The organism is Methylotenera sp., from assembly GCF_030653755.1.
In the GTDB taxonomy this organism is placed as follows: domain Bacteria; phylum Pseudomonadota; class Gammaproteobacteria; order Burkholderiales; family Methylophilaceae; genus Methylotenera.
Window position 1 is genome coordinate 11781 of record NZ_JAURYU010000017.1, and the last position, 20330, is coordinate 32110.

The following is a 20330-nucleotide window of genomic DNA, read 5'->3' on the forward strand; positions in this document are numbered from 1 at the left end:
TAAAAATTCCAATTAACCACGTAAGCGGTCAGCATCTAGGCGACGCACTGTTAAGGTTAAAAATGTCACTGCGAATAAAATAAAATATACGATATCTGCGCTATCAATCAAACCGCTAGCAAATGACTGAAAGTGACGTGTGAGCGATAAACTACCCAATATGTTAGTTGGATCATCACCAAAGAAGCGGTCTAACATCATCAATGCAAATAGTGCGATGAACGTTAAAATGGCAGCAATAACAGGCTGCTGCGTTAAGCTAGAAAAATAAATCCCTAAGGCAGAAAATCCCGCCACCATCAACAACAAACCTAGTGAGTTAGTCAATAAAAAGCCAAAGTCGATATCTGCCCAAATATTAAGCGTAGACAACATGGCACCAATAAACAGAACCAATATACTTAAAAACGCCACTAGACCAAGAAACTTGCCCACCACAATTTCAGTCAGCGAAATAGGCGCACTAAATAAAAATGGCAGAGTTTGGCTGCGGCGCTCTTCAGAAATAAGCCTCATTGACAATAAAGGCACAGCAAACAACATAATAAATGAAGCTAAGCCATAGACAGACTGCCCCACAAACTGAGTAACACCTGTTCGCTCAGCTGGGCGCATAGCACCAGACATCACGGCAAAGTAATCATTCACAGCATTTAGGTATTGTGTACCAAAAGCAAACATCAACAATGACAAAATCACCCACCCCATCGGCGAGGCAAATACACTTTTAAGTTCTTTTCTTGCGACATTAATAATCATAAATAAAACCTCAAATAACCAATTTTCATACTGAAAAGTGACTGGTGCTATACTGAAAAGTGACTGGATTAAACCTAATTAAGCAGCAATTTGCTCTTGATAAGTCAACTGCATAAACACATCTTCCAAGCTTGTTTGGTCTGGTGCGATTTGATGCAAACCCCAACCTTGCTGCACTGCTGCTTGTACGATCGCTTCTGCTGGCTCTGCATTTTCCGCATAACGTACACGAATCAAACCATTGGCTAAGCTTTCAGCTTCTGAAACACCTGATATTCTTAAAATTTCTTCAATCGCTGGAGGATTACGTAAACCGATAAGCAGTTTATTACCAATACGCTGGCGTTTAAGCACATCAATTGAGCCGTTAAAAACCAGCTTGCCTTTGTCAATAATTTGCACCTGATCACACACCATTTCAACCTCAGGCAAAATGTGTGTAGAAATAATCACGCTATGATCAGTACCAACCTCACGAATTAATGTACGAATATCACGAATTTGAATCGGGTCGAGCCCCACTGTCGGCTCATCAAGAATCACCACCATTGGGCTGTGGATGATAGCCTGTGCAATACCAACACGTTGTTGATAACCATTTGATAAGTTCTCAATCAAGCGTTTGCTCATATGCGTTAAACCACAGCGCTCTTTAGCATTTTCAACGGCTTTTTTAATATGTTTAGCACTCACTCGATGCAGTCTAGCGGCCATCGTCAAGTACTCATCTACAGTCAACTCTTTATATAAGGGTCGCATTTCTGGTAAATAGCCAATGAGTGCTTTAGCCTCTTTTGGATTTTCTATCATATCGATACCGCAAATTTTGACACTGCCATGGCTAGGCGCCAAATTGCCAGTGAGCATTTTCATGGTAGTAGATTTACCAGCACCGTTAGGGCCTAAGAACCCTAAAACCTCGCCTTTACTTAAGGTGAAATTTACATTACTTACCGCCTCACGGCCTCCGTAAAGCCGCGTAAGCTCAATTGCCTCAACTGTAAAATTATTCATAGGTACTCAAATTAAAACATTCTTTTAAATACAGACGGTTATCACCAATTTTATAAAGATATTATAAAAGTCTGACCCAGATAAAACAAATCTATAGATTTAACGCTATATGCGACAGTTCACTTCACTTGCGCTATAGTCAATCTATAATTATGTCGGAACTTGCAGCCGCTGTCACGGACTAAGAAGCAACGAGGCATGATACAGTGTTAAGCTAATAATTAGATAGACACATTCGGTGATGCAGCGCAAATATTTAGTAATTCTGGGCAAATATTTAGTTTAAACCCATTAAAATTAATGCAATCTACAAACGCGTCATTTACTATATAGCGCAAGTTAATCAACTTTATAAATAGTTTCACCTACCCTGATGACAAAAAAACTAGACATGACTACACCGCCTAAAAAAACTTACCCAATCTCAACTGCGGTGAGCGTTGCTATATGCATACTCACACTCGGCATGACTAGTTGCGCAAGCAATCAACCCAATCGTTATCATTCAGACACTTTAGTAAATAGCAGCCAACCTAATGACCGACTTGAAAGAACACTCACCTCGGAGTTTGTTTATAAGTACCTAGTCGCTGAGGTTGCAGGCCAACGTGGCGACATAGGCACAGCTGGTGCTATTTTTTATGACTTAGCTCGCGCTGAACAAGATGCGCGCCTAGCAGAACGTGCAGCCAAGATTGGTGCTTATGCCAACATTCCTAACTTAGCGATTCCCGCTGTGAAGCTTTGGGCAGAATTAGACCCAACTTCAACAGAAGCGCAGCAAGCAATGACAGAAATGCTGATCGCAACTGGACGACTTAACGAAGCAGAGCCTTATTTAGCGCAGTTACTAGTGAAAGAAGAATCTAGAGCCGGTGGGTTTTTATTTATCAACTCAATTCTTAACAGAAGTACAGATAAGAATGCTGTATTAAAACTAGTTCAATCACTAGCCAAACCATACCCGACGTTGGCAGAGGCCAACTTTGCAGTTGCACAGGCAGCATATATTGCTAATCAAGATACGATAGCGCTTGATGCACTCGAAAAAGCCGAAGACGCTCGCCCTAACTGGGTAATCGCAGCTTTATTGAAAGGACAAGTGCTATTTCGCCAATCACCCAATAAAGCCATTGCTTTTTATTATGAATATTTAAAAGTACAACCAGAGGCAAATGAGATTCGTATCAATCTTGCCAAAATTCTAGTCAATCAAAAGCAATATGCTGCGGCAAAAGCAGAGTTTCCGACAATTTTAGCGCACGCTAAAGACTCACAAGACAATAACAACGCAGAAATTTATGCCATTGTTGGATTACTTTCTTTCCAAGCCAACGATTACGATGAGGCAGAAAACTACTTCAAACAAGCAATCGCTAACAATTTCAAAGAGTCAGACCAAATTTACCTTTATCTTGGGCAAACTGCTGAAAAACAAAAACATGATGCTACCGCAATGTCTTGGTACAACAAGGTGCCTGCAGGCCCTCGCCACCTTGAGGCTCAATTTAATTTAGCTAACGTAATTGCACGAACGCAATCTGTTGATAAAGCCGTTGAATTACTAGACAACTTAGATGACTTAAACGTAGAACAACAAATCCTAGTCATCAAAGCGCAGGCTGCGTTGTTGTCTAAAGAAAAACGTCATCAAGAAGCTTTTGAATTACTGGGCAAGGCCGTAAAAAATCTGCCAAACACACCAGAGTTGGTTTATGACTACGCACTTGCCGCAGAGCGCGTGGGGAAATTTGACATCATGGAGCTAGAGTTACGCAGATCGATTGCTGAGAAGCCTGATTTCGCCGCCGCATACAACGCACTGGGCTATTCATTTGCAGACCGAAACATCAGGCTTAAAGAAGCAATTAGCCTCATTGAAAAAGCATTAATAATTTCCCCAAATGATCATTACATGTTAGATAGTTTGGGCTGGGCACATTATCGTAAAGGCAACTTAGACAAAGCGATTCAATATCTAGAACAAGCGTACAACATTAACCCAGACCCTGAAATTGCAGCGCACTTGGGCGAGGTGCTCTGGCAAAAGGGCGAATATGAAAAAGCTAAAAAAATATGGAGTGACGCACTGACTGCCGATCCTGAGAATGAAACTTTATTAATTACTGCAAACAAATTCAAATCTTGAATGCGACGGTAGTATTTTTTAGTAACTTTCAATCTATCTCTAGATTAGTCAGACCAATTCAATTGACACGTCATTTTTTAGCTTTAAGCCTAGTCACTTTATTAGCCGCGTGTGCAAGCACACCTAATCAAGTGCCAATGAGCGCAGACTCAACCATTCGCCACCAAAAACAGCTACAAGCCAATGCGGCAATTCAGCAGTTTTCGCTTCAGGGCAGAATAGGCGTGCAAACCAACAGCAAAGGTTTTTCAGGTGGTTTAAAGTGGCATCATTCAATAGCCTCCGATAACATTGGCTTATTCTCGCCACTTGGAAGCCAAATAGCGCAAATTACTAAATCCAACGATCAAATCACACTGACGGATGCTAATGGCAAAACAGCATCTGCCGTAGATGCAGAAACGCTTACCTATAACACACTAGGCTGGTCACTCCCACTATCAGGGTTAGCCGACTGGTCTTTAGGTCGCCCATCAAGCAGGCCTATTCAATCAAGCACTTGGGATGAGCAAGGTTTACTCACCACACTGCATCAAGATGACTGGAAAATTGAATTCTCAAACTACGCAGAATTTAATGGATACTGGCTACCAGGAAAAATCTTCCTCAAAAGTGATCAAGTGAACCTTAAACTATTGGTAGAAAACTGGGATAACATTCCCCACTAAACAATCACCTACTCAATACTTTAAATTTTGTTAAATCGATAAACTCAAACCATACAACAGCCATGCATGACTTTGAAGCTTTTTTAGCACCAGCCAAAATCAATTTATTCCTACATATCACTGGGCAACGTGTTGACGGCTACCACCTACTACAAACTGTTTTCAGGTTACTTGATTATTACGACACCATTTATCTAAAAACCACAAACACCAACACAATTAAACGCGTGAATGACGTTGCAGGTGTTCCAGAAGCAAATGATTTATGTGTTCGCGCCGCGCGATTGCTACAAAAACATACAGGCTGCCAACTTGGCACTGAGATATTAGTCGATAAAAAAATACCCATGGGTGGCGGTCTCGGTGGTGGCAGTTCAGATGCAGCAACCGTGCTACTTGCCCTCAATCAACGCTGGAAGCTTAACCTACCGCGTGAAGAACTATTAAAATTGGGGTTACAGCTAGGCGCAGATGTGCCGTTTTTTATCTATGGCAGTAACGCTTGGGCAGAAGGTGTGGGCGAGCAACTACAAGCCATTTCGTTAAACAATGCTTACTATGTTGTACTCACGCCAAACGTACATGTATCAACAGCACAAATTTTTTCTAATAATCAATTGACAAAGAATGCGATTCCTAAGAAAATAGCCGCCTTTTCAGAGATAGCGAAATTAAGCACTGTAAACTCAGCGTTAGGAAACATCCACGTTGGGTTTACAAATCAACTGGAAAAAGTAGTTTGTAGCATTTATCCTGAAGTAAAAGCATGCTTAGGCTGGCTAAAACAGTACGGAGATGCTAGAATGAGCGGCTCAGGTGCTTCGGTCTTTTTGGAAGTAACTGATCAGGAAACTGCAAATAGTATTTACCAACAAAAACCGAAAGAATATTTTGGGTTTGTTGCAAAAGGGTTGAATCAGCATCCTTTTTATAAGTAAATTAAGCTGATTAAATATTGGGGAGTCGCCAAGTTGGTTAAGGCACTGGGTTTTGATCCCAGCATCCGAAGGTTCGAGTCCTTCCTCCTCAGCCAAATTTTTGTAAAAGCGTGTAGATTATTTGATTTACACGCTTTTATTTTTTAGTGAGTTTTTTTTATTAGTTAGCTGGTCAATCTTGATGAGCCAGCACGATAGGAAATCGAATGGCGTCTAACGGCAATATGATGGTCTTTACTGGCAACGCCAACCCAGTGCTCGCGCAGCAAGTTGCAAAACACTTGAACATAGAGCTTGGTCAAGCGCATGTAGGCAAATTTAGCGATGGCGAAGTCATGGTTGAACTGCTTGAAAATGTGCGTGGTCGCGATGTTTTTGTATTGCAATCTACCAGCCACCCAACAAACGATAGCTTAATGGAAGTCATGGTCATGGTGGATGCGCTTCGTCGCTCATCTGCTGGCCGCATCACAGCCGCTATTCCGTACTTTGGTTACTCACGCCAAGATCGCCGCCCTCGTTCAGCACGCGTTGCTATTACAGCTAAAGTAGTAGCTAACATGCTCACTGGTGTTGGTGTTAATCGTGTACTAACGATGGATTTGCACTCAGATCAAATTCAAGGCTTTTTTGATATCCCAGTGGATAACATCTACGCAACTCCAATTTTATTGGCAGACCTGCTAGAGCAAAAACATGAGAATCTCGTGGTAGTTTCTCCTGATGTTGGCGGTGTAGTGCGTGCGCGTGCATGTGCAAAACAACTAAGCTCTGATCTTGCGATTATTGATAAACGCCGTCCAAAACCAAACGTAGCTAAAGTCATGAACATCATTGGTGATGTTGCTGGCCGTACCTGTGTGATTATGGATGACATGGTAGACACTGCAAACACACTATGTGAAGCAGCTGCCGCATTAAAAAAACATGGCGCAGTAAAAGTAGTCGCTTACGCAACTCACCCAGTATTATCTGGCGGTGCTGCAGAGCGCATTATGAATTCTGAGCTAGACGAGTTAATCGTCACAAACACAATTCAGTTGCAAGATGACTCTGCAAATTGTAAAAAAATCCGTCAATTGAGCGCTGCAGCCTTGCTAGCAGAAACAATTCGCAGAATTAGCTGCGAAGATTCTGTCAGCTCATTGTTTATGGACTAAAAGTATTTCACCCTGCCTTCTGGTCGCGGAAGGCAGATTCATTGTAGTAAAGCAGTAAATTTAGGAGTAGTAAAATGGCTATTGAAATCAATGCAGTAAAACGTGACGCTAAAGGTACGAGTGCGAGCCGCCGCCTACGTCATGCTGGCTCTGTGCCTGGTGTAGTATACGGTGGTGGTAAAGATGCATTCCCACTAGAAATCAACGCTAAAGAATTGTTCTTACAATTCCGTCACGAAGCTTTCCACGCTTCAGTGTTAACGCTGATTCTTGATGGTAAAAAAGAAAGCGTATTATTACGCGATTTCCAAATGCACCCAGTTCGTAACACGATTCAACACGTTGACTTCCAACGCGTTAGTGCAACTGAAAAAATCCACGTTAAAGTTCCATTCCACTTCATTAACGCTGATGTAGCACCAGGTGTTAAATTAGGTGGCGGTATTGTTGCTCACGTATTAACAGAAGCTGACGTAAGCTGCTTGGCAAAAGACTTGCCAGAGTTTATCGAAGTTGACGTTGCAACATTAGAAATTGGTCACTCAATCCACTTGTCACAAATCAAACTACCAAAAGGTGTTGAGTTTGTACAATTGGCGCACGGTGATGACGCGGCAGTAGCTTCTATCGCTAAAACACGCGGTGGCGTTGCTGATGCAGCAGCAACAGTTGAAACTCCAGCAGCTTAAGTATTAATTACGTAAGCTAGTTAAATAGCGCGCACTTTATTATTAAAGTGCGCGTTTTTTTTAGGGCGCTCCCTAAAAGTAAAATCATGCAACATGCGCTCAAAAAATGTATTTACAAAAGTGACTATTATGAGTGGAATTAAATTATTTGTAGGCCTAGGCAACCCTGGCGAAAAATATGTAGCCACGCGCCATAACGCAGGTTTTTGGTGGATAGATCAACTTGCCGCCGCGACCAATAGTAAATTAGCGATAGATGCTAAATTTTTTGGATTCACAGGTAAATTAAGCCCAACCGCAGACACTTGGCTGATTAAACCAACCACGTTTATGAACGCAAGTGGCAAAGCTGTTGCAGCATTAGCCAACTACTACAAAATATCACCAAATGAAATCTTGGTGATTCATGACGAATTAGACTTACCAGCTGGCAGCACCAAAATGAAATTTGGTGGTGGGCATGGCGGCCACAATGGCTTGCGTGATATTCACGCCGCACTTGGCACGCCTGATTACTGGCGCATGCGTGTGGGCATTGGCCACCCTGGCTCAAAAACTGAAGTGGTTAACTTTGTGCTCAAAGCACCCACCAAAGATGAACAAATAGCCATTGAAGACAACATTATCGATAGCACTAAATTAGTAGATTTACTGCTTACGGGCGAATTTGATAGCGCCATGTTAAAATTGCATACAAAGAAATAGATTACCTGACCTGAGCATACTGTTTTCCATTCAGATTTAGCGCAAAAATAAGGCGTGGATGATAAAAAAAGATGAATAGATGAAGACAGTACGAAAAGTACGGCGAATTGATCAAGACGAACACAACGCAACTATTGCGTTAAAGATGACTGGAAAAATATGAAATGTGGAATCGTGGGCCTACCTAATGTAGGAAAATCAACTTTATTTAATGCAATTACCAAAGCAGGGATTGCGGCCGAAAACTACCCATTCTGCACCATCGAGCCAAACGTAGGCATTGTTGAGGTACCAGATACCCGCATGCAACCGTTGATTGATATTGTAAAACCACAACGCGTACAACCAGCCATTGTAGAATTTGTTGATATTGCAGGCCTAGTGGCTGGCGCATCAAAAGGTGAAGGCTTGGGTAACAAGTTCCTTGCTAATATTCGTGAAACTGACGCAATCTCACACGTAGTACGCTGCTTTGATGATGGCAACGTTGTGCACGTGGCTGGGAAGGTTGACCCACTTTCAGACATTGAAGTGATCAACACCGAGCTTGCACTTGCTGATATGGAAACCGTTGAAAAAACACTGCAACGCGAAAGCAAAAAAGCTAAATCTGGCGACAAAGACGCTATTGCACTTGCAGGCCTTTGCGAAAGAATCCAAAAACACCTAGACACAGGTGCACCAGTACGCACACTAGGCCTAGATGCTGATGAACTCGACATTATCAAACCACTATGCCTGATTACAGTGAAACCTGTGATGTACATCGCCAATGTGGATGAAAAAGGCTTTGAAAACAACCCATACCTAGACAAAGTAGTCGCCCTAGGTAAAACCGAAGGCGCACCAGTGGTTTGCATTTGCGCAAAAATTGAAGGCGAAATTTCAGAACTAGATGATGAAGACAAAAACGTATTCTTAGCAGAGCTAGGCCAAGATGAACCAGGCCTCAACCGCGTCATCCGTGCCGCATATGATTTACTAGGCCTACAAACCTACTTCACTGCTGGCGTACAAGAAGTACGCGCTTGGACAGTTAAAAAAGGCGCTACAGCACCACAAGCGGCTGGTGTGATTCATACAGACTTTGAGCGTGGGTTTATTCGTGCAGAAGTGATTGCCTATGATGAATACGTAAAAAACAAAGGCGAGCAAGGCTCAAAAGAAGCAGGGAAAATGCGCTTAGAAGGTAAAGAATATATTGTGCAAGATGGCGATGTGATGCACTTTAGGTTTAACGTCTAGAGATTTAACGTCTAGGTTAAAAATTTACCCTAATTTCAGTTAAATCTTACGGCGTTAGCAAGGTTAAAACATCCAGTTTGCTAACGCTAAAAAAATTAGTGCACTTTAATGAAAATAACCACACTTTTAAGCAAAGTTTTTTTGACAATTCACGACTAAAACACTAGAATTGCGCCCTTGCTAATGTTTTAGCATCAGATTTACAAGGTGATGTAGCTCAGCTGGTTAGAGCACAGGATTCATAATCCTGGGGTCGAGGGTTCAAGTCCCTCTTTCACCACCATAACCAAAAAAGCCACATCTTCGGGTGTGGCTTTTTTATTTTCGGCACTACAGCCTTAAATAGACTAATCTAGCACCTAAAATAATTAAAAAAACTGAGGCGCTCATGTTTGAACAAACCTTCAAAAATATCGACGATATTCTGCATAAAGACGCAGGTGCCACTAGCGAGCTAGATTACACCGAGCAAACTTCTTGGATTTTGTTTTTAAAGTATCTGGATGCCTTAGAACAAACCAAAGCGATGGAAGCAGAGCTTGAAGGCAAAGCCTACCAGTTTATTATTGATACAGCCTACCGCTGGCCAACATGGGCAGCGCCTAAAACCGCTGATGGTAAGTTTGACCACAACAACGCCTTAACAGGTGACGACCTGAAAGAGTTTGTAAATCTAAAACTATTCCCCTACCTAAAAGGCTTTAAGCAACGCGCCACAGGGCCAAACACCATTGAATATAAAATCGGTGAGATTTTTGGCGAGATTAACAACAAAATACAAAGCGGCTATAACTTGCGTGAAGTGATTGAGCGCATTGATGAACTCAGCTTTAACACCCAAGCAGAAAAGCACGAGCTTTCACACCTGTATGAAGCGAAAATTAAGAACATGGGCAACGCAGGCCGTAACGGCGGCGAGTATTACACCCCTCGCCCACTGATTCGCGCCATGATACAAGTCACCAACCCAAAAATTGGCGAGACGATTTATGACGGCGCAGTAGGTAGCGCTGGTTTTTTATGCGAGGCATTTGATTATTTACGTAGTCAACCAAACTTAAGCACCAGCGATTTAAACACCCTGCAAACCAGCACGTTTTATGGCAAAGAGAAAAAGAGCCTAGCCTATGTCATAGCCATCATGAACATGATTTTGCATGGCATAGAAGCGCCCAATATTATCCACACCAACACGCTAGCAGAAAACATTAGCGATATTCAAGAAAAAGATCGCTACGATATTATCCTCGCCAACCCACCGTTTGGCGGCAAAGAGCGTGCAGAGGTGCAGCAAAACTTCCCCATCAAAACAGGTGAAACCGCCTTTTTGTTTTTACAGCACTTTATTAAAAGTCTCAAAGCTGGTGGCCGCGCCGCCGTGGTGATTAAAAACACCTTTTTAAGCAATACCGATAATGCCTCAGTGAGTTTACGTAAATTGTTGCTTGAGAGTTGCAATCTGCATACGGTGCTTGATTGCCCAGGCGGCACGTTTCAAGGCGCAGGCGTTAAAACCGTGGTGCTGTTTTTTGAAAAAGGCGCACCAACCCGTAATACATGGTTTTACCAGCTAGAGCCAGGCCGCAATATGGGCAAAACCAACCCGCTCAATGATGCAGACTTGGCAGAATTTATCACCCTACAAAAAACCTTTGCTGATTCCCCCAAAAGCTGGAGCATTAACACGCTTGCCCTGAGCGCAGTCGAAGGGTTCGACTTATCCGTGAAAAACCCCAACGGCAATGAAGAAGTCGCGCACCGCAGCCCGCAAGCGATTATGGAAGAAATCACCAAACTGGATGCGGAGAGTGCAGAAGTATTGGCAGGGATTAAGGCGTTGCTATGATAAACAACCTACTTTTACCGTTCGTGGTGAGCCTGTCGAACCACATCACCCTTCGACAAGCTCAGGGTGAACGGAGAGCTTCATAATGGCATTCTGGGTTTATATTTTGCACTGTGCAGATAACAGTTATTACACAGGTCATACCGATAACCTTGAGCAACGTATCGCGCAACATCACCAAGGCTATTTCCCTACTTGTTACACATACAAACGCAGACCATTAGAATTGGTTTTCTCTCAAGACTTTGCAACAAGAGAAGAGGCTTTAACCTCAGAGCAACAAATAAAAGGCTGGAGCCGTAAAAAGAAAGAAGCCATGATGCGAGGTGACTGGGCTGAGGTTTCTCGCCTCGCAAAACCCACTAACACCGTTCGCCCTGAGCTTGTCGAAGGGCATGGTTCGACAAGCTCACCACGAACGAATGGGGAGCATGTATGAAGGCTGGGTGGGAAATAAAAACCCTTAATCAAATCGCTGAAAATTTAGACAACAAGCGTGTGCCTATTACAAAATTGGCGCGAACTGAAGGGCAGTATCCATATTACGGAGCTTCAGGAATTGTTGATTATGTTGCAAGCTATATTTTCGAAGGCGATACTTTATTAATTTCAGAAGATGGGGCAAATCTTTTAGCGCGCTCTACACCAATTGCATTTCCAGCAACAGGACGGTATTGGGTAAACAATCATGCTCACATTATTAAGTTTGATAACTTGATAACTCAACGTTTTGTAGAGTTATTTTTTGAAAGCATACCTTTAGATGACTATATTACTGGCGCGGCACAGCCAAAGCTAAATCAAAAAGCATTAAACTCAATCCCAATTCCAGTACCACCATTATCTGAACAACAACGCATCGTGTCCATACTCGACCAAGCGTTTGAGAGCATTGCCAAAGCGCGCGCAAATGCAGAACAAAACCTGAAAAACGCCCGCGCCTTGTTTGAAAGCCACCTGCAATCAGTATTTACTCAGCGCGGTGAGGAGTGGGAAGTCAAAACTTTAAGTGAGGTTTGCGAAATAAAGCCACCAAAAAATGAAGCAAAAAAAATATTAAATAACTCAGACTTGGTGAGCTTTGCTCCAATGGAAGATTTAGGAATCAATCAAAAATACCTTAATACCATTAAGCAAAGAGCCTTGGAAGATGTTGCTGGTAGCTACACCTATTTTGCAGAAGGAGATGTATTACTAGCAAAAATTACACCCTGCTTTGAGAATGGGAAATTAGGTATAGCAAAAAATCTAACTAACGGCATCGGTTTTGGTTCAAGTGAATACATTGTATTCAGGCCAAACAAAAGTCTTTCAAACGAGTTTTTATATTACTTCCTTTCTAGAAAGTATTTTATTGAAGAAGGGGCTCAGAGAATGAGCGGTGCAGTTGGTCATAAGCGCGTATCCAAAGAGTTTATCGAAAGCTACAAAATAGCTTTTCCATCTATTGATAAGCAAATTGAATTAATAAAAAAAACCGATGCTTTAGCTAACGAATCCCAACGCCTAGAAGCCCTCTACCAACGCAAAATCGCCTGCCTCGATGACCTTAAAAAATCGCTCTTGCAACAGGCGTTTGCTGGCGAGTTGTAGAAAGTAACTACGTAGTTACTTTATTTCTTATGTCGATGCCATCGACATACTGTAAATATGTGTCGATAAAATGCAAAAATATCGACACATTGCACACAACGTGATAAGAAAATGCTATTTTTTGAACATGTTGTATTTAACGTGATAAGATAATGACGTTTTTTGAACATATTGTTTAGGTGCGTTGCGTGGATACTTTACAGATTCCCAAGCCAGAAAGTTTAGAGGTGAAGGCCGTTTGGCAAGCACTGGCTGAGGCGCATCGTCATTTGGCTGAGCTTAAGGGCTTGTGCGAATCACTCCCCAATAGCGCTATTTTATTGGATACGCTTTCCATTCAAGAGGCGAAAGACAGCTCTGAAATAGAGAATATTATCACCACGCATGATGAGCTTTTTGCTTATGAGCAAAGCAGTTCATCATCACCTGCCGCCAAAGAAGTCCAACACTATATTGCTGCTTTACGTGTGGGTTATCAAGTGGTGTTAGATACTGGCTTAATTTTACTTAGAACGATTTTGCGCGTGCAAGAGGAAGTAGAGCAAAACAATGCAGGCTTACGCAAAGTGCCAGGCACCGTGCTTAAAAACCAAACGACAGGCGCCGTGGTGTATGAGCCGCCGCAAGATGCGGTGCTGATTCAAAAGTTGATGGCTGACTTAGTTGATTTTATTCATGCCGGCAACCAACAAGGTGATGAGCTAGACCCATTATTACGTATGGCAATTGCACATCATCAATTTGAGAGCATACATCCTTTTTACGATGGCAACGGTCGCACTGGGCGTATTTTAAATTTGCTGATGTTGCAGCGTGAAGGTTTGCTAGATTTACCCGTATTGTATTTAAGCCGCTATATTACTTCCACCAAAGCCCAGTATTATCAATTGCTGCAATCGACTCGTGACACTGGCGATTGGGTGGATTGGTGCGTGTATATGGTAAAGGGCGTTGCGATGACTGCGAAAAGTGAAGTGAAGTTAGTGAAAGCCTTGCGTGATTTAATGCAAAATACTAAACACCGCTTACGCAATGAGTTGCCTAAAATTTACAGCCAAGAATTGCTTAATAATTTATTTCGCTACCCTTATACCAAAATTGAGTTTTTAGAAAAAGATTTAGGCGTTTCCCGCATTACAGCAGGCCGACATTTAGACACGTTGGCTGCCAGTGGCTTTGTGGAAAAGAAAAAAATTGGCCGTACAAACTTTTATATCAATCACCCATTATTTGCATTGTTGACACAAATAACGCTTGAGGACTAAAGCTGATGAATGAAGCCGAAACCCGCGCAGAACATATAGACCCGGCCCTTAGAGCCGCCGGCTGGGGCGTGGTAGATGGCAGTTATGTGAAGCGTGAACATATTACGTTGGGGCGTTTGCAAGGTGGTGGTAAGCGTAGTAAGCAAGAGATTGCTGATTACGTGTTGGTATATAAAAACCATAAGTTAGCAGTTATTGAAGCTAAAGCATGGGATAAACCTTATACCGAGGGCGTGGCACAGGCGAAAACCTACGCGCAAAAGCTGGGTAGCCGCTTTGCCTATGCCACCAATGGGCAACGCATTTATGCCATTGATATGCACACGGGCAAAGAGGCGGATGTTGCTAAATACCCTAGCCCAGATGAGTTATGGGATTTAACCTTTGCCGAGCAAAACGCTTGGCGTGATAAGTTTGCTGAGATTCCGTTTGAAGATAAAGGCGGTTATTTTGGTGCGCGATATTATCAGCACAATGCAATTGAGGCGGTGCTTGAGGCGATTGCCAATAACCAACAGCGCATATTGCTCACGCTAGCGACTGGCACGGGCAAAACCTTTATTGCGTTTCAATTGGCTTGGAAGTTGTTTTATAGCCGCTGGAATTTAAGCCGTGAACTGGATGCAAACAAAACCCGCAGACCGCGCATTTTGTTTTTAGCTGATAGAAACGGCTTAGCCGATCAAGCCTTTAATGCGTTTTCGGCTTTTGATGAAGATGCCTTGGTGCGCATTGCGCCTGATGAAATCAGCAAAAAAGGCCGCGTACCCAAAAACGGCAATATCTTTTTTACCATTTTTCAAACCTTCATGAGTGGCACCGATGCCGAAGGCAACCCTGCGCCTAACTTTGGCGAATACCCGCCAGACTTTTTTGATTTCATTATCATCGACGAGTGCCACCGTGGTGGCGCGAATGATGAAGGCAACTGGCGTGGTATTCTGGAGTATTTTTCACCTGCAGTGCAGCTTGGCTTAACCGCCACCCCCAAGCGTAAAGATAACGTAGATACTTATGCCTACTTTGGCGAGCCTGTTTATGTGTACTCACTTAAAGAAGGTATTAATGATGGTTTTTTAACGCCATTTAAAGTGAAGCAAATTGCCACGACCATGGATGAATATATCTATACGCCAGGTGATGGTGTAGTGGTGCAAGGTGAAGCTGAGCCTGGCAAGCTTTATAAGGAAAGTGATTTTAATCGCACGATTAAAATACCTGCGCGTGAGCAATATCGCGTAAAGCTGTTTATGGAATTAATTAACCAGCGTGAGAAAACCTTAGTGTTTTGCGCCTCACAAGAACATGCTCTAGAAATACGCGACTACATTAACCAGATTAAAACCAGTAAGCACCCTGACTATTGCGTGCGAGTAACCGCAGCTGATGGCGCGCTAGGAGATCAATATTTAAAAGCGTTTCAAGACAATGACAACGCGATTCCTACTATCCTCACCACTTCGCAAAAGCTTTCAACAGGGGTAGATGCACGCAATGTGCGCAATATTGTACTCATGCGCGAAGTAAACAGCATGATTGAGTTTAAGCAGATTATAGGACGCGGTACGCGCTTATACGATGGCAAAGATTACTTCACGATTTATGATTTTGTAAAAGCGCACCACCACTTTAGCGACCCTGAGTGGGATGGCGAACCTGATCCGATTGAGCCAACAGAACCAATCGAAAGTGTGGCCAAATCTAATAAAGTTGAACAACCAAAAGCATCTTACACACCAGAACCCAAACCAGAGAAGATACTGATTAAACTTTCAGATGGAAAAACGCGCCAAATTCAACACATGATGGCGACGAGTTTTTGGGGGGCTGATGGTAAACCTATGTCTACCGCACAATTCTTAGAAAGCTTATTTGGTGTATTACCTGAGTTCTTTAAAGACGAGGATGCGCTACGTGATATTTGGAGTAACCCGGAAACGCGTAAAAAATTGCTAGATGGTTTAAGTGAGAAAGGCTTTAATAAAGAAGTATTAGCAGAAATGCAGCGTATTGTAGATGCTGAAAATAGTGATTTATTTGATGTGCTGGCACATGTAGCTTTTGCTTGGCAACCACTGACACGTACTAATAGAGCAAATAACGCTAAAGATGTAATCCACCAACATTTTGCTGATAAGCAATCTGCTTTTATTGATTTTGTTTTAGGTCAATATGTTAAACAAGGTGTAGAAGAGTTAAACCAAGAAAAACTTAAAGATTTGATAGGCCTTAAATATCAGTCTATTCACGATGCTACTTCAGAATTAGGTAATACTTCAGAAATTAGGCAGTTATTTGTAGGATTTCAAAAATACCTATATCAGTCCAATACTAACGCGAACCTCTAAGAATACTAAACACAGCAATTGTTGGATTACTTCACTTTGACGTAAAAAATTATTTAGATTTTACAAACCTCTATAAATAAGGGTTCCAACGAAAAACCTTAGTTAACTACGCCTTGATTAGGATGCATCTTTCGTGAGGTTGGGTATTTTACTCACTTGAAATTAGTCCAGAATCTATAATAGCCAACACTAACCAATTATTTCATAATGAAACAATTGGTTAACTATATGAAATAATTCATTAATCATTGCCTTTTAGTATACAAGCATATGTTGTTCAGCAATATATACTCTCTCAAAGTTTAGTAGCGCTTCCTTACAGAAGCGCTATTTTTTTGTCTAGCAATTGCAGATATCCCTACTGATAAGTCTGCACTATGTCATTTCAGCGCAATTAAAAACTTAATGGCGCATTTACAATACTCATTGTTGGATTCTTATTTATCAGGTTAATTAGACCAACGCTCGGAGGGTTTAATTAATATCCTCTTTGCATAGGTTAGACCTTTTGGTTGCATAATTTAAGAATACTAACTCACCGTTTTATGATAATAATTACCCCTACCCCTTTCAACGTAAGACAAACACCTACAAAACAAATAGACGACCGCCCATTGGTTGAATCAGCCTAAAGAGTTACATTTCACCAAGCCAATAGACACACGGTTTTTTTAATAGAAACAACGAATTAGGAAGCAAAATGAATGTAAAGGATATGATGTCTGAAATTAAGGACGCAAATCTCAACTATTTGATGATGGCAAAGCAACTCATCAGCTCAGATAAAGCGACCGCGATGTTCCTTTTAGGCATCAGTAAAGAGATTGCCGATTTGCTGGAAAGCCTAAGCAATATGCAGGTTGTGAAGCTGAGCAGCACCAATATGATGCTGACGCGTTTCCGATTTGATGACAGCGCAGTGCTGGGCATGCTGACCAACTATTCAAAAGATCGCGATCAGGCGCATTTACACACATCTGTTCTGCTGGCTAGTCAATCGGCTGAGCAAATTTCCTAGTTAGAATTTAGTATGAATATTAAGCAATTTTTTGGCGTTAACTCTCGCGATGCACTTAAACAAGTGCGTATGGAGCTGGGCGAAGATGCCATTATTTTATCTAACCGTGCCGTAGAGGGCGGAAATAGAATCACTGCGTTGAAGGAAGAAGACTTAGATGCGATTGTTGATAATGCAGCTATGATGGAGGCATCATATCGCAACCATACAGAAGGTTTTGGTGAAGATAGCCCATCTGCGTTAATCTCTGTGATTAATAAAAAAATTGAAGGTTTTCATACTAACCAAGCACAGCAATTTGCACCGAGCATGATGGAGCCAGAGGCTCCAGTAGCGCAAATACAAGCTGCCCCAGATACATTTATGCAGGCGTCTATGTTAGATGCTAGCCAAAAGATGACTGAGATTTTAAACGAGATGCGCAGTATGCGTGACGTGTTTGAATCACAGCTTACCACCATTGCCTGGAGCAATGTGCAACAGCAGTACCCAACAAAAACACGAATAATGAATATATTGCTGTCATCAGGTTTTAGTGCAGCATTAGCGAGAATGTTATCGGAAAAACTACCAGCAAATCTTGATGAAGCAAAAGCATTGGCTTGGGTTAAATCTATTTTGGGTAAGAATCTGGATAGTATTCCAAATGAAATTGGCATGTTAGACCAAGGTGGCATCTTTGCATTAATCGGCCCTACTGGCGTTGGCAAAACAACCACAACCGCTAAGCTTGCCGCGCGCTATGTGATGAAGCACGGCACAGAAAGCTTAGGCTTAATTACCACCGATGCGTATCGTATCGGCGGTCATGAACAATTAAGAATATACGGTAAAATTCTTGGCGTAATGGTGCATGCTGTTAAAGATGAAGCTGACCTTAAAATTGCTTTAAACGAGCTAAAAAACAAACGTACCATTTTAATTGATACGGTCGGTGTGAGTCAGCGCGACACGATGGTAACTGAGCAAATTGCCATGTTATCAAACACTAACTCTCGCATTAAAAAGCTGTTATGCCTCAACGCGACTAGCACTGGTGAAACATTGACCGATGTGATTAGAGCTTACAAAGGCAAAGGGCTGGATGGTACGATCATCACCAAGCTTGATGAGGCGGTCACGATTGGTGGTGTGCTAGACGTTATTATCAGAGGCAAATTAAAGCTTTATTACTTAGCTAATGGTCAACGTGTGCCTGAAGATATTCATCTTGCAAATAAGAGCTACCTGATTCAAAAAGCTTTAAAAATTGGTGCGGATGGTCGCTCATTACAGTTCAAAAATGAAGAACTGCCTTTTATCATGGGCAATACCAGACAATCTGTAAATACTTTATCTACAGAGACTAGCCGTGGTTAGTTTTAAGAATGACCAAGCGGCAGGCTTACGCCGCATTATGGCTGCGCCAAAACCACGTGTAGTGTCTATTATTTCAGCCTCTGCTACGGATCAATCACGCATGATGATTAACCTAGCTGCGTCTATCCGCGCACAAGGCAACGATGTGCTGATTGTGCACGCATCAAGCGGCACGCGTGAGGCTAGCTATGAAGTTGATAAAACACCGACTTTATTTGAAGTTGCAAAAACATCTGCATCATTCTCAGTAGCGATTAAAACCACTAAGCAAGAGCTTACAGTCGCCAAATTATTACCAAAAAATCAGGTAAGCACCCCGCTTAATAACGATGCAGGGCAAGTATTGAACCAACTATTTGATGAGCTAGTACTGCAATACGAAATTGTATTGGTAGATGCAACATTAAATAGCGATGATTTATTGCCATTAAAAACACTCAATGACAGCGATATTCTGATTCAGCTCACACGAGATCCAGAATCTATTAAAGATGCATACACCCTCATTAAACGCATTTGCAGCCAACTTGGCCGACGCTCATTTGGCATTATTGTAGATGATGCCAATGATGCACAAGCTGAAGTAGTATTTAAGAACATTTCGCAAGTTGCTAAACGTTTTATGCAAATCGAATTGGAGTTTTTTGGTGCAATTCCAGCCGATGTTCATTTAGGTAAAGCCGCAAAACTCGGCCGCCCTATTATCGATGCATTTCCGCTTACACCAGCTTCAAATGCATTTAAACAAATTGCTCAACGCTTAAACAGCAAAAGCCCACGGCTCTCAGATATAGACATGCTGCATAGTAGCGGCGCTATGATTTAGAAGTTTTAACCAAATTTACAAAATAAAAGTGGCTCCTATTAAATGGAGTCACTTTTCATTCACCACCTTATTCGTACGGCATGACAAAAAGTCTATTGGTCTTTTTTAGCACTATTTAATCTTCGTAAAAAATCACGCATGGTTTCCCTAAAGCTCTCGGGGGCTATCGTTTCTGCTGCTCTTGAATTTAAGTCAAATATTTTTTGAAGGGCGACTGGTTCACATTGAATCGTACCCATTGACCAATCAGCAAACATTCTTTTATCAGTATATGAAATATAAATAATCTTACTGAGACTATTACGTGGGTCCTCACAAATAGTGACATACTTTTTAAGCACAGCAAGCTCAGGCCCCTCTAATACTTGCATAAACAAATGACCGCCGTACACTAATACACCAGTGATGTCCGCATCAAGATTGTTTTTACGAGACTGCTCTAAAATATTAGTAATATCCTGCTCAGTAATATCATGTGCAGCCTGACTGCTATATAACAACCTAATCATAAAATAACACTTAATCTATTACTACTTGTATCGACCATATTTGGAATGCACCCCTACTAATTTCTTATCAGTTTAAGCACGGATATGACCCACCAACCTAGCGCCAAGTTCGTCAACACTCATCATTCAAGCCAATACTCAGCAGGTAGCATTTATAATGATTAACATTCGAAGCCCATTAGTTTTGCACTATCTCGGCTCATAACGAAATTATTCCATATATAAATTGTCAACAGAAC

General features: G+C 41.9%; 18 protein-coding genes and 2 tRNA genes. 17 read left to right on the top strand and 3 right to left on the bottom strand.

Annotated elements, in window-relative coordinates; translation table 11 throughout:
* Nucleotides 1–12: 12 nt before the first annotated feature.
* Both Q7U33_RS03435 and Q7U33_RS03440 read right to left on the bottom strand, forming a co-directional pair.
* Nucleotides 13–759: an ABC transporter permease gene (locus Q7U33_RS03435; protein WP_304858186.1), complete on the bottom strand. Its 747-nt coding sequence runs from the start codon at nucleotides 757–759 to the stop codon at nucleotides 13–15.
* A 78-nt stretch (nucleotides 760–837) separates the two neighbouring features.
* A complete protein-coding gene (locus Q7U33_RS03440; protein WP_304858187.1) occupies nucleotides 838–1773 on the bottom strand; it encodes an ATP-binding cassette domain-containing protein in 936 nt (311 codons plus the stop codon).
* Nucleotides 1774–2146: 373 nt separating this feature from the next.
* Between Q7U33_RS03440 and Q7U33_RS03445 the strand changes: the two genes are divergently transcribed.
* The 17 genes from Q7U33_RS03445 (at nucleotide 2147) to Q7U33_RS03525 (ending at nucleotide 19582) form a co-directional block, all read left to right on the top strand.
* Nucleotides 2147–3922: a lipopolysaccharide assembly protein LapB gene (locus Q7U33_RS03445; RefSeq protein WP_304858188.1), complete on the top strand. Its 1776-nt coding sequence runs from the start codon at nucleotides 2147–2149 to the stop codon at nucleotides 3920–3922.
* A gap of 62 nt (nucleotides 3923–3984) precedes the next feature.
* Nucleotides 3985–4590, top strand: a complete 606-nt coding sequence (lolB, locus tag Q7U33_RS03450) for a lipoprotein insertase outer membrane protein LolB (protein ID WP_304858189.1) — start codon at nucleotides 3985–3987, stop codon at nucleotides 4588–4590.
* A gap of 62 nt (nucleotides 4591–4652) precedes the next feature.
* A complete protein-coding gene (gene ispE / locus Q7U33_RS03455; RefSeq protein ID WP_304858190.1) occupies nucleotides 4653–5528 on the top strand; it encodes a 4-(cytidine 5'-diphospho)-2-C-methyl-D-erythritol kinase in 876 nt (291 codons plus the stop codon).
* A gap of 18 nt (nucleotides 5529–5546) precedes the next feature.
* Nucleotides 5547–5623: transfer RNA gene (locus Q7U33_RS03460), tRNA-Gln, on the top strand.
* Nucleotides 5624–5734: 111 nt separating this feature from the next.
* Nucleotides 5735–6688 (top strand): ribose-phosphate pyrophosphokinase, encoded by a 954-nt coding sequence (locus Q7U33_RS03465; RefSeq protein WP_370651978.1) that lies wholly within the window; start codon nucleotides 5735–5737, stop codon nucleotides 6686–6688.
* Nucleotides 6689–6762: 74 nt separating this feature from the next.
* The gene (locus Q7U33_RS03470; RefSeq protein ID WP_304858191.1) at nucleotides 6763–7377 is read left to right on the top strand and encodes a 50S ribosomal protein L25/general stress protein Ctc; all 615 of its coding nucleotides are present in this window, start codon (nucleotides 6763–6765) and stop codon (nucleotides 7375–7377) included.
* Nucleotides 7378–7506: 129 nt separating this feature from the next.
* The gene (pth, locus tag Q7U33_RS03475) at nucleotides 7507–8082 is read left to right on the top strand and encodes an aminoacyl-tRNA hydrolase (RefSeq protein WP_304858192.1); all 576 of its coding nucleotides are present in this window, start codon (nucleotides 7507–7509) and stop codon (nucleotides 8080–8082) included.
* Nucleotides 8083–8241: 159 nt separating this feature from the next.
* Entirely contained in the window at nucleotides 8242–9327 is a 1086-nt protein-coding gene (gene ychF, locus Q7U33_RS03480; protein ID WP_304858193.1) for a redox-regulated ATPase YchF, read from the top strand.
* Between the two features lie 206 nt (nucleotides 9328–9533).
* Nucleotides 9534–9610, top strand: a tRNA-Met gene (locus Q7U33_RS03485).
* Between the two features lie 105 nt (nucleotides 9611–9715).
* On the top strand, nucleotides 9716–11173 hold the full coding sequence (locus Q7U33_RS03490) for an N-6 DNA methylase (RefSeq protein WP_304858194.1): 1458 nt from the start codon (nucleotides 9716–9718) through the stop codon (nucleotides 11171–11173).
* Nucleotides 11174–11258: 85 nt separating this feature from the next.
* Entirely contained in the window at nucleotides 11259–11612 is a 354-nt protein-coding gene (locus tag Q7U33_RS03495; protein ID WP_304858195.1) for a GIY-YIG nuclease family protein, read from the top strand.
* Entirely contained in the window at nucleotides 11609–12766 is a 1158-nt protein-coding gene (locus Q7U33_RS03500; RefSeq protein WP_304858196.1) for a restriction endonuclease subunit S, read from the top strand. Before Q7U33_RS03495 ends, Q7U33_RS03500 begins: the two co-directional genes overlap by 4 nt.
* A gap of 188 nt (nucleotides 12767–12954) precedes the next feature.
* Nucleotides 12955–14031, top strand: coding sequence for a Fic family protein (locus Q7U33_RS03505; protein ID WP_304858197.1), 1077 nt, complete (start codon nucleotides 12955–12957; stop codon nucleotides 14029–14031).
* Between the two features lie 5 nt (nucleotides 14032–14036).
* Nucleotides 14037–16379: an EcoAI/FtnUII family type I restriction enzme subunit R gene (gene hsdR, locus Q7U33_RS03510; protein ID WP_304858198.1), complete on the top strand. Its 2343-nt coding sequence runs from the start codon at nucleotides 14037–14039 to the stop codon at nucleotides 16377–16379.
* A gap of 700 nt (nucleotides 16380–17079) precedes the next feature.
* The gene (gene flhD, locus Q7U33_RS03515) at nucleotides 17080–17397 is read left to right on the top strand and encodes a flagellar transcriptional regulator FlhD (protein WP_019897544.1); all 318 of its coding nucleotides are present in this window, start codon (nucleotides 17080–17082) and stop codon (nucleotides 17395–17397) included.
* Nucleotides 17398–17409: 12 nt separating this feature from the next.
* On the top strand, nucleotides 17410–18756 hold the full coding sequence (flhF, locus tag Q7U33_RS03520; protein WP_304858199.1) for a flagellar biosynthesis protein FlhF: 1347 nt from the start codon (nucleotides 17410–17412) through the stop codon (nucleotides 18754–18756).
* Complete coding sequence (locus Q7U33_RS03525; RefSeq protein WP_304858200.1) at nucleotides 18749–19582, top strand: MotR; 834 nt, start codon at nucleotides 18749–18751, stop codon at nucleotides 19580–19582. Before flhF ends, Q7U33_RS03525 begins: the two co-directional genes overlap by 8 nt.
* Before the next feature lie 92 nt (nucleotides 19583–19674).
* On the opposite strand, the gene Q7U33_RS03530 is transcribed toward Q7U33_RS03525, so the two are convergent.
* Nucleotides 19675–20091: a BLUF domain-containing protein gene (locus Q7U33_RS03530; RefSeq protein WP_304858201.1), complete on the bottom strand. Its 417-nt coding sequence runs from the start codon at nucleotides 20089–20091 to the stop codon at nucleotides 19675–19677.
* Nucleotides 20092–20330: the final 239 nt, after the last annotated feature.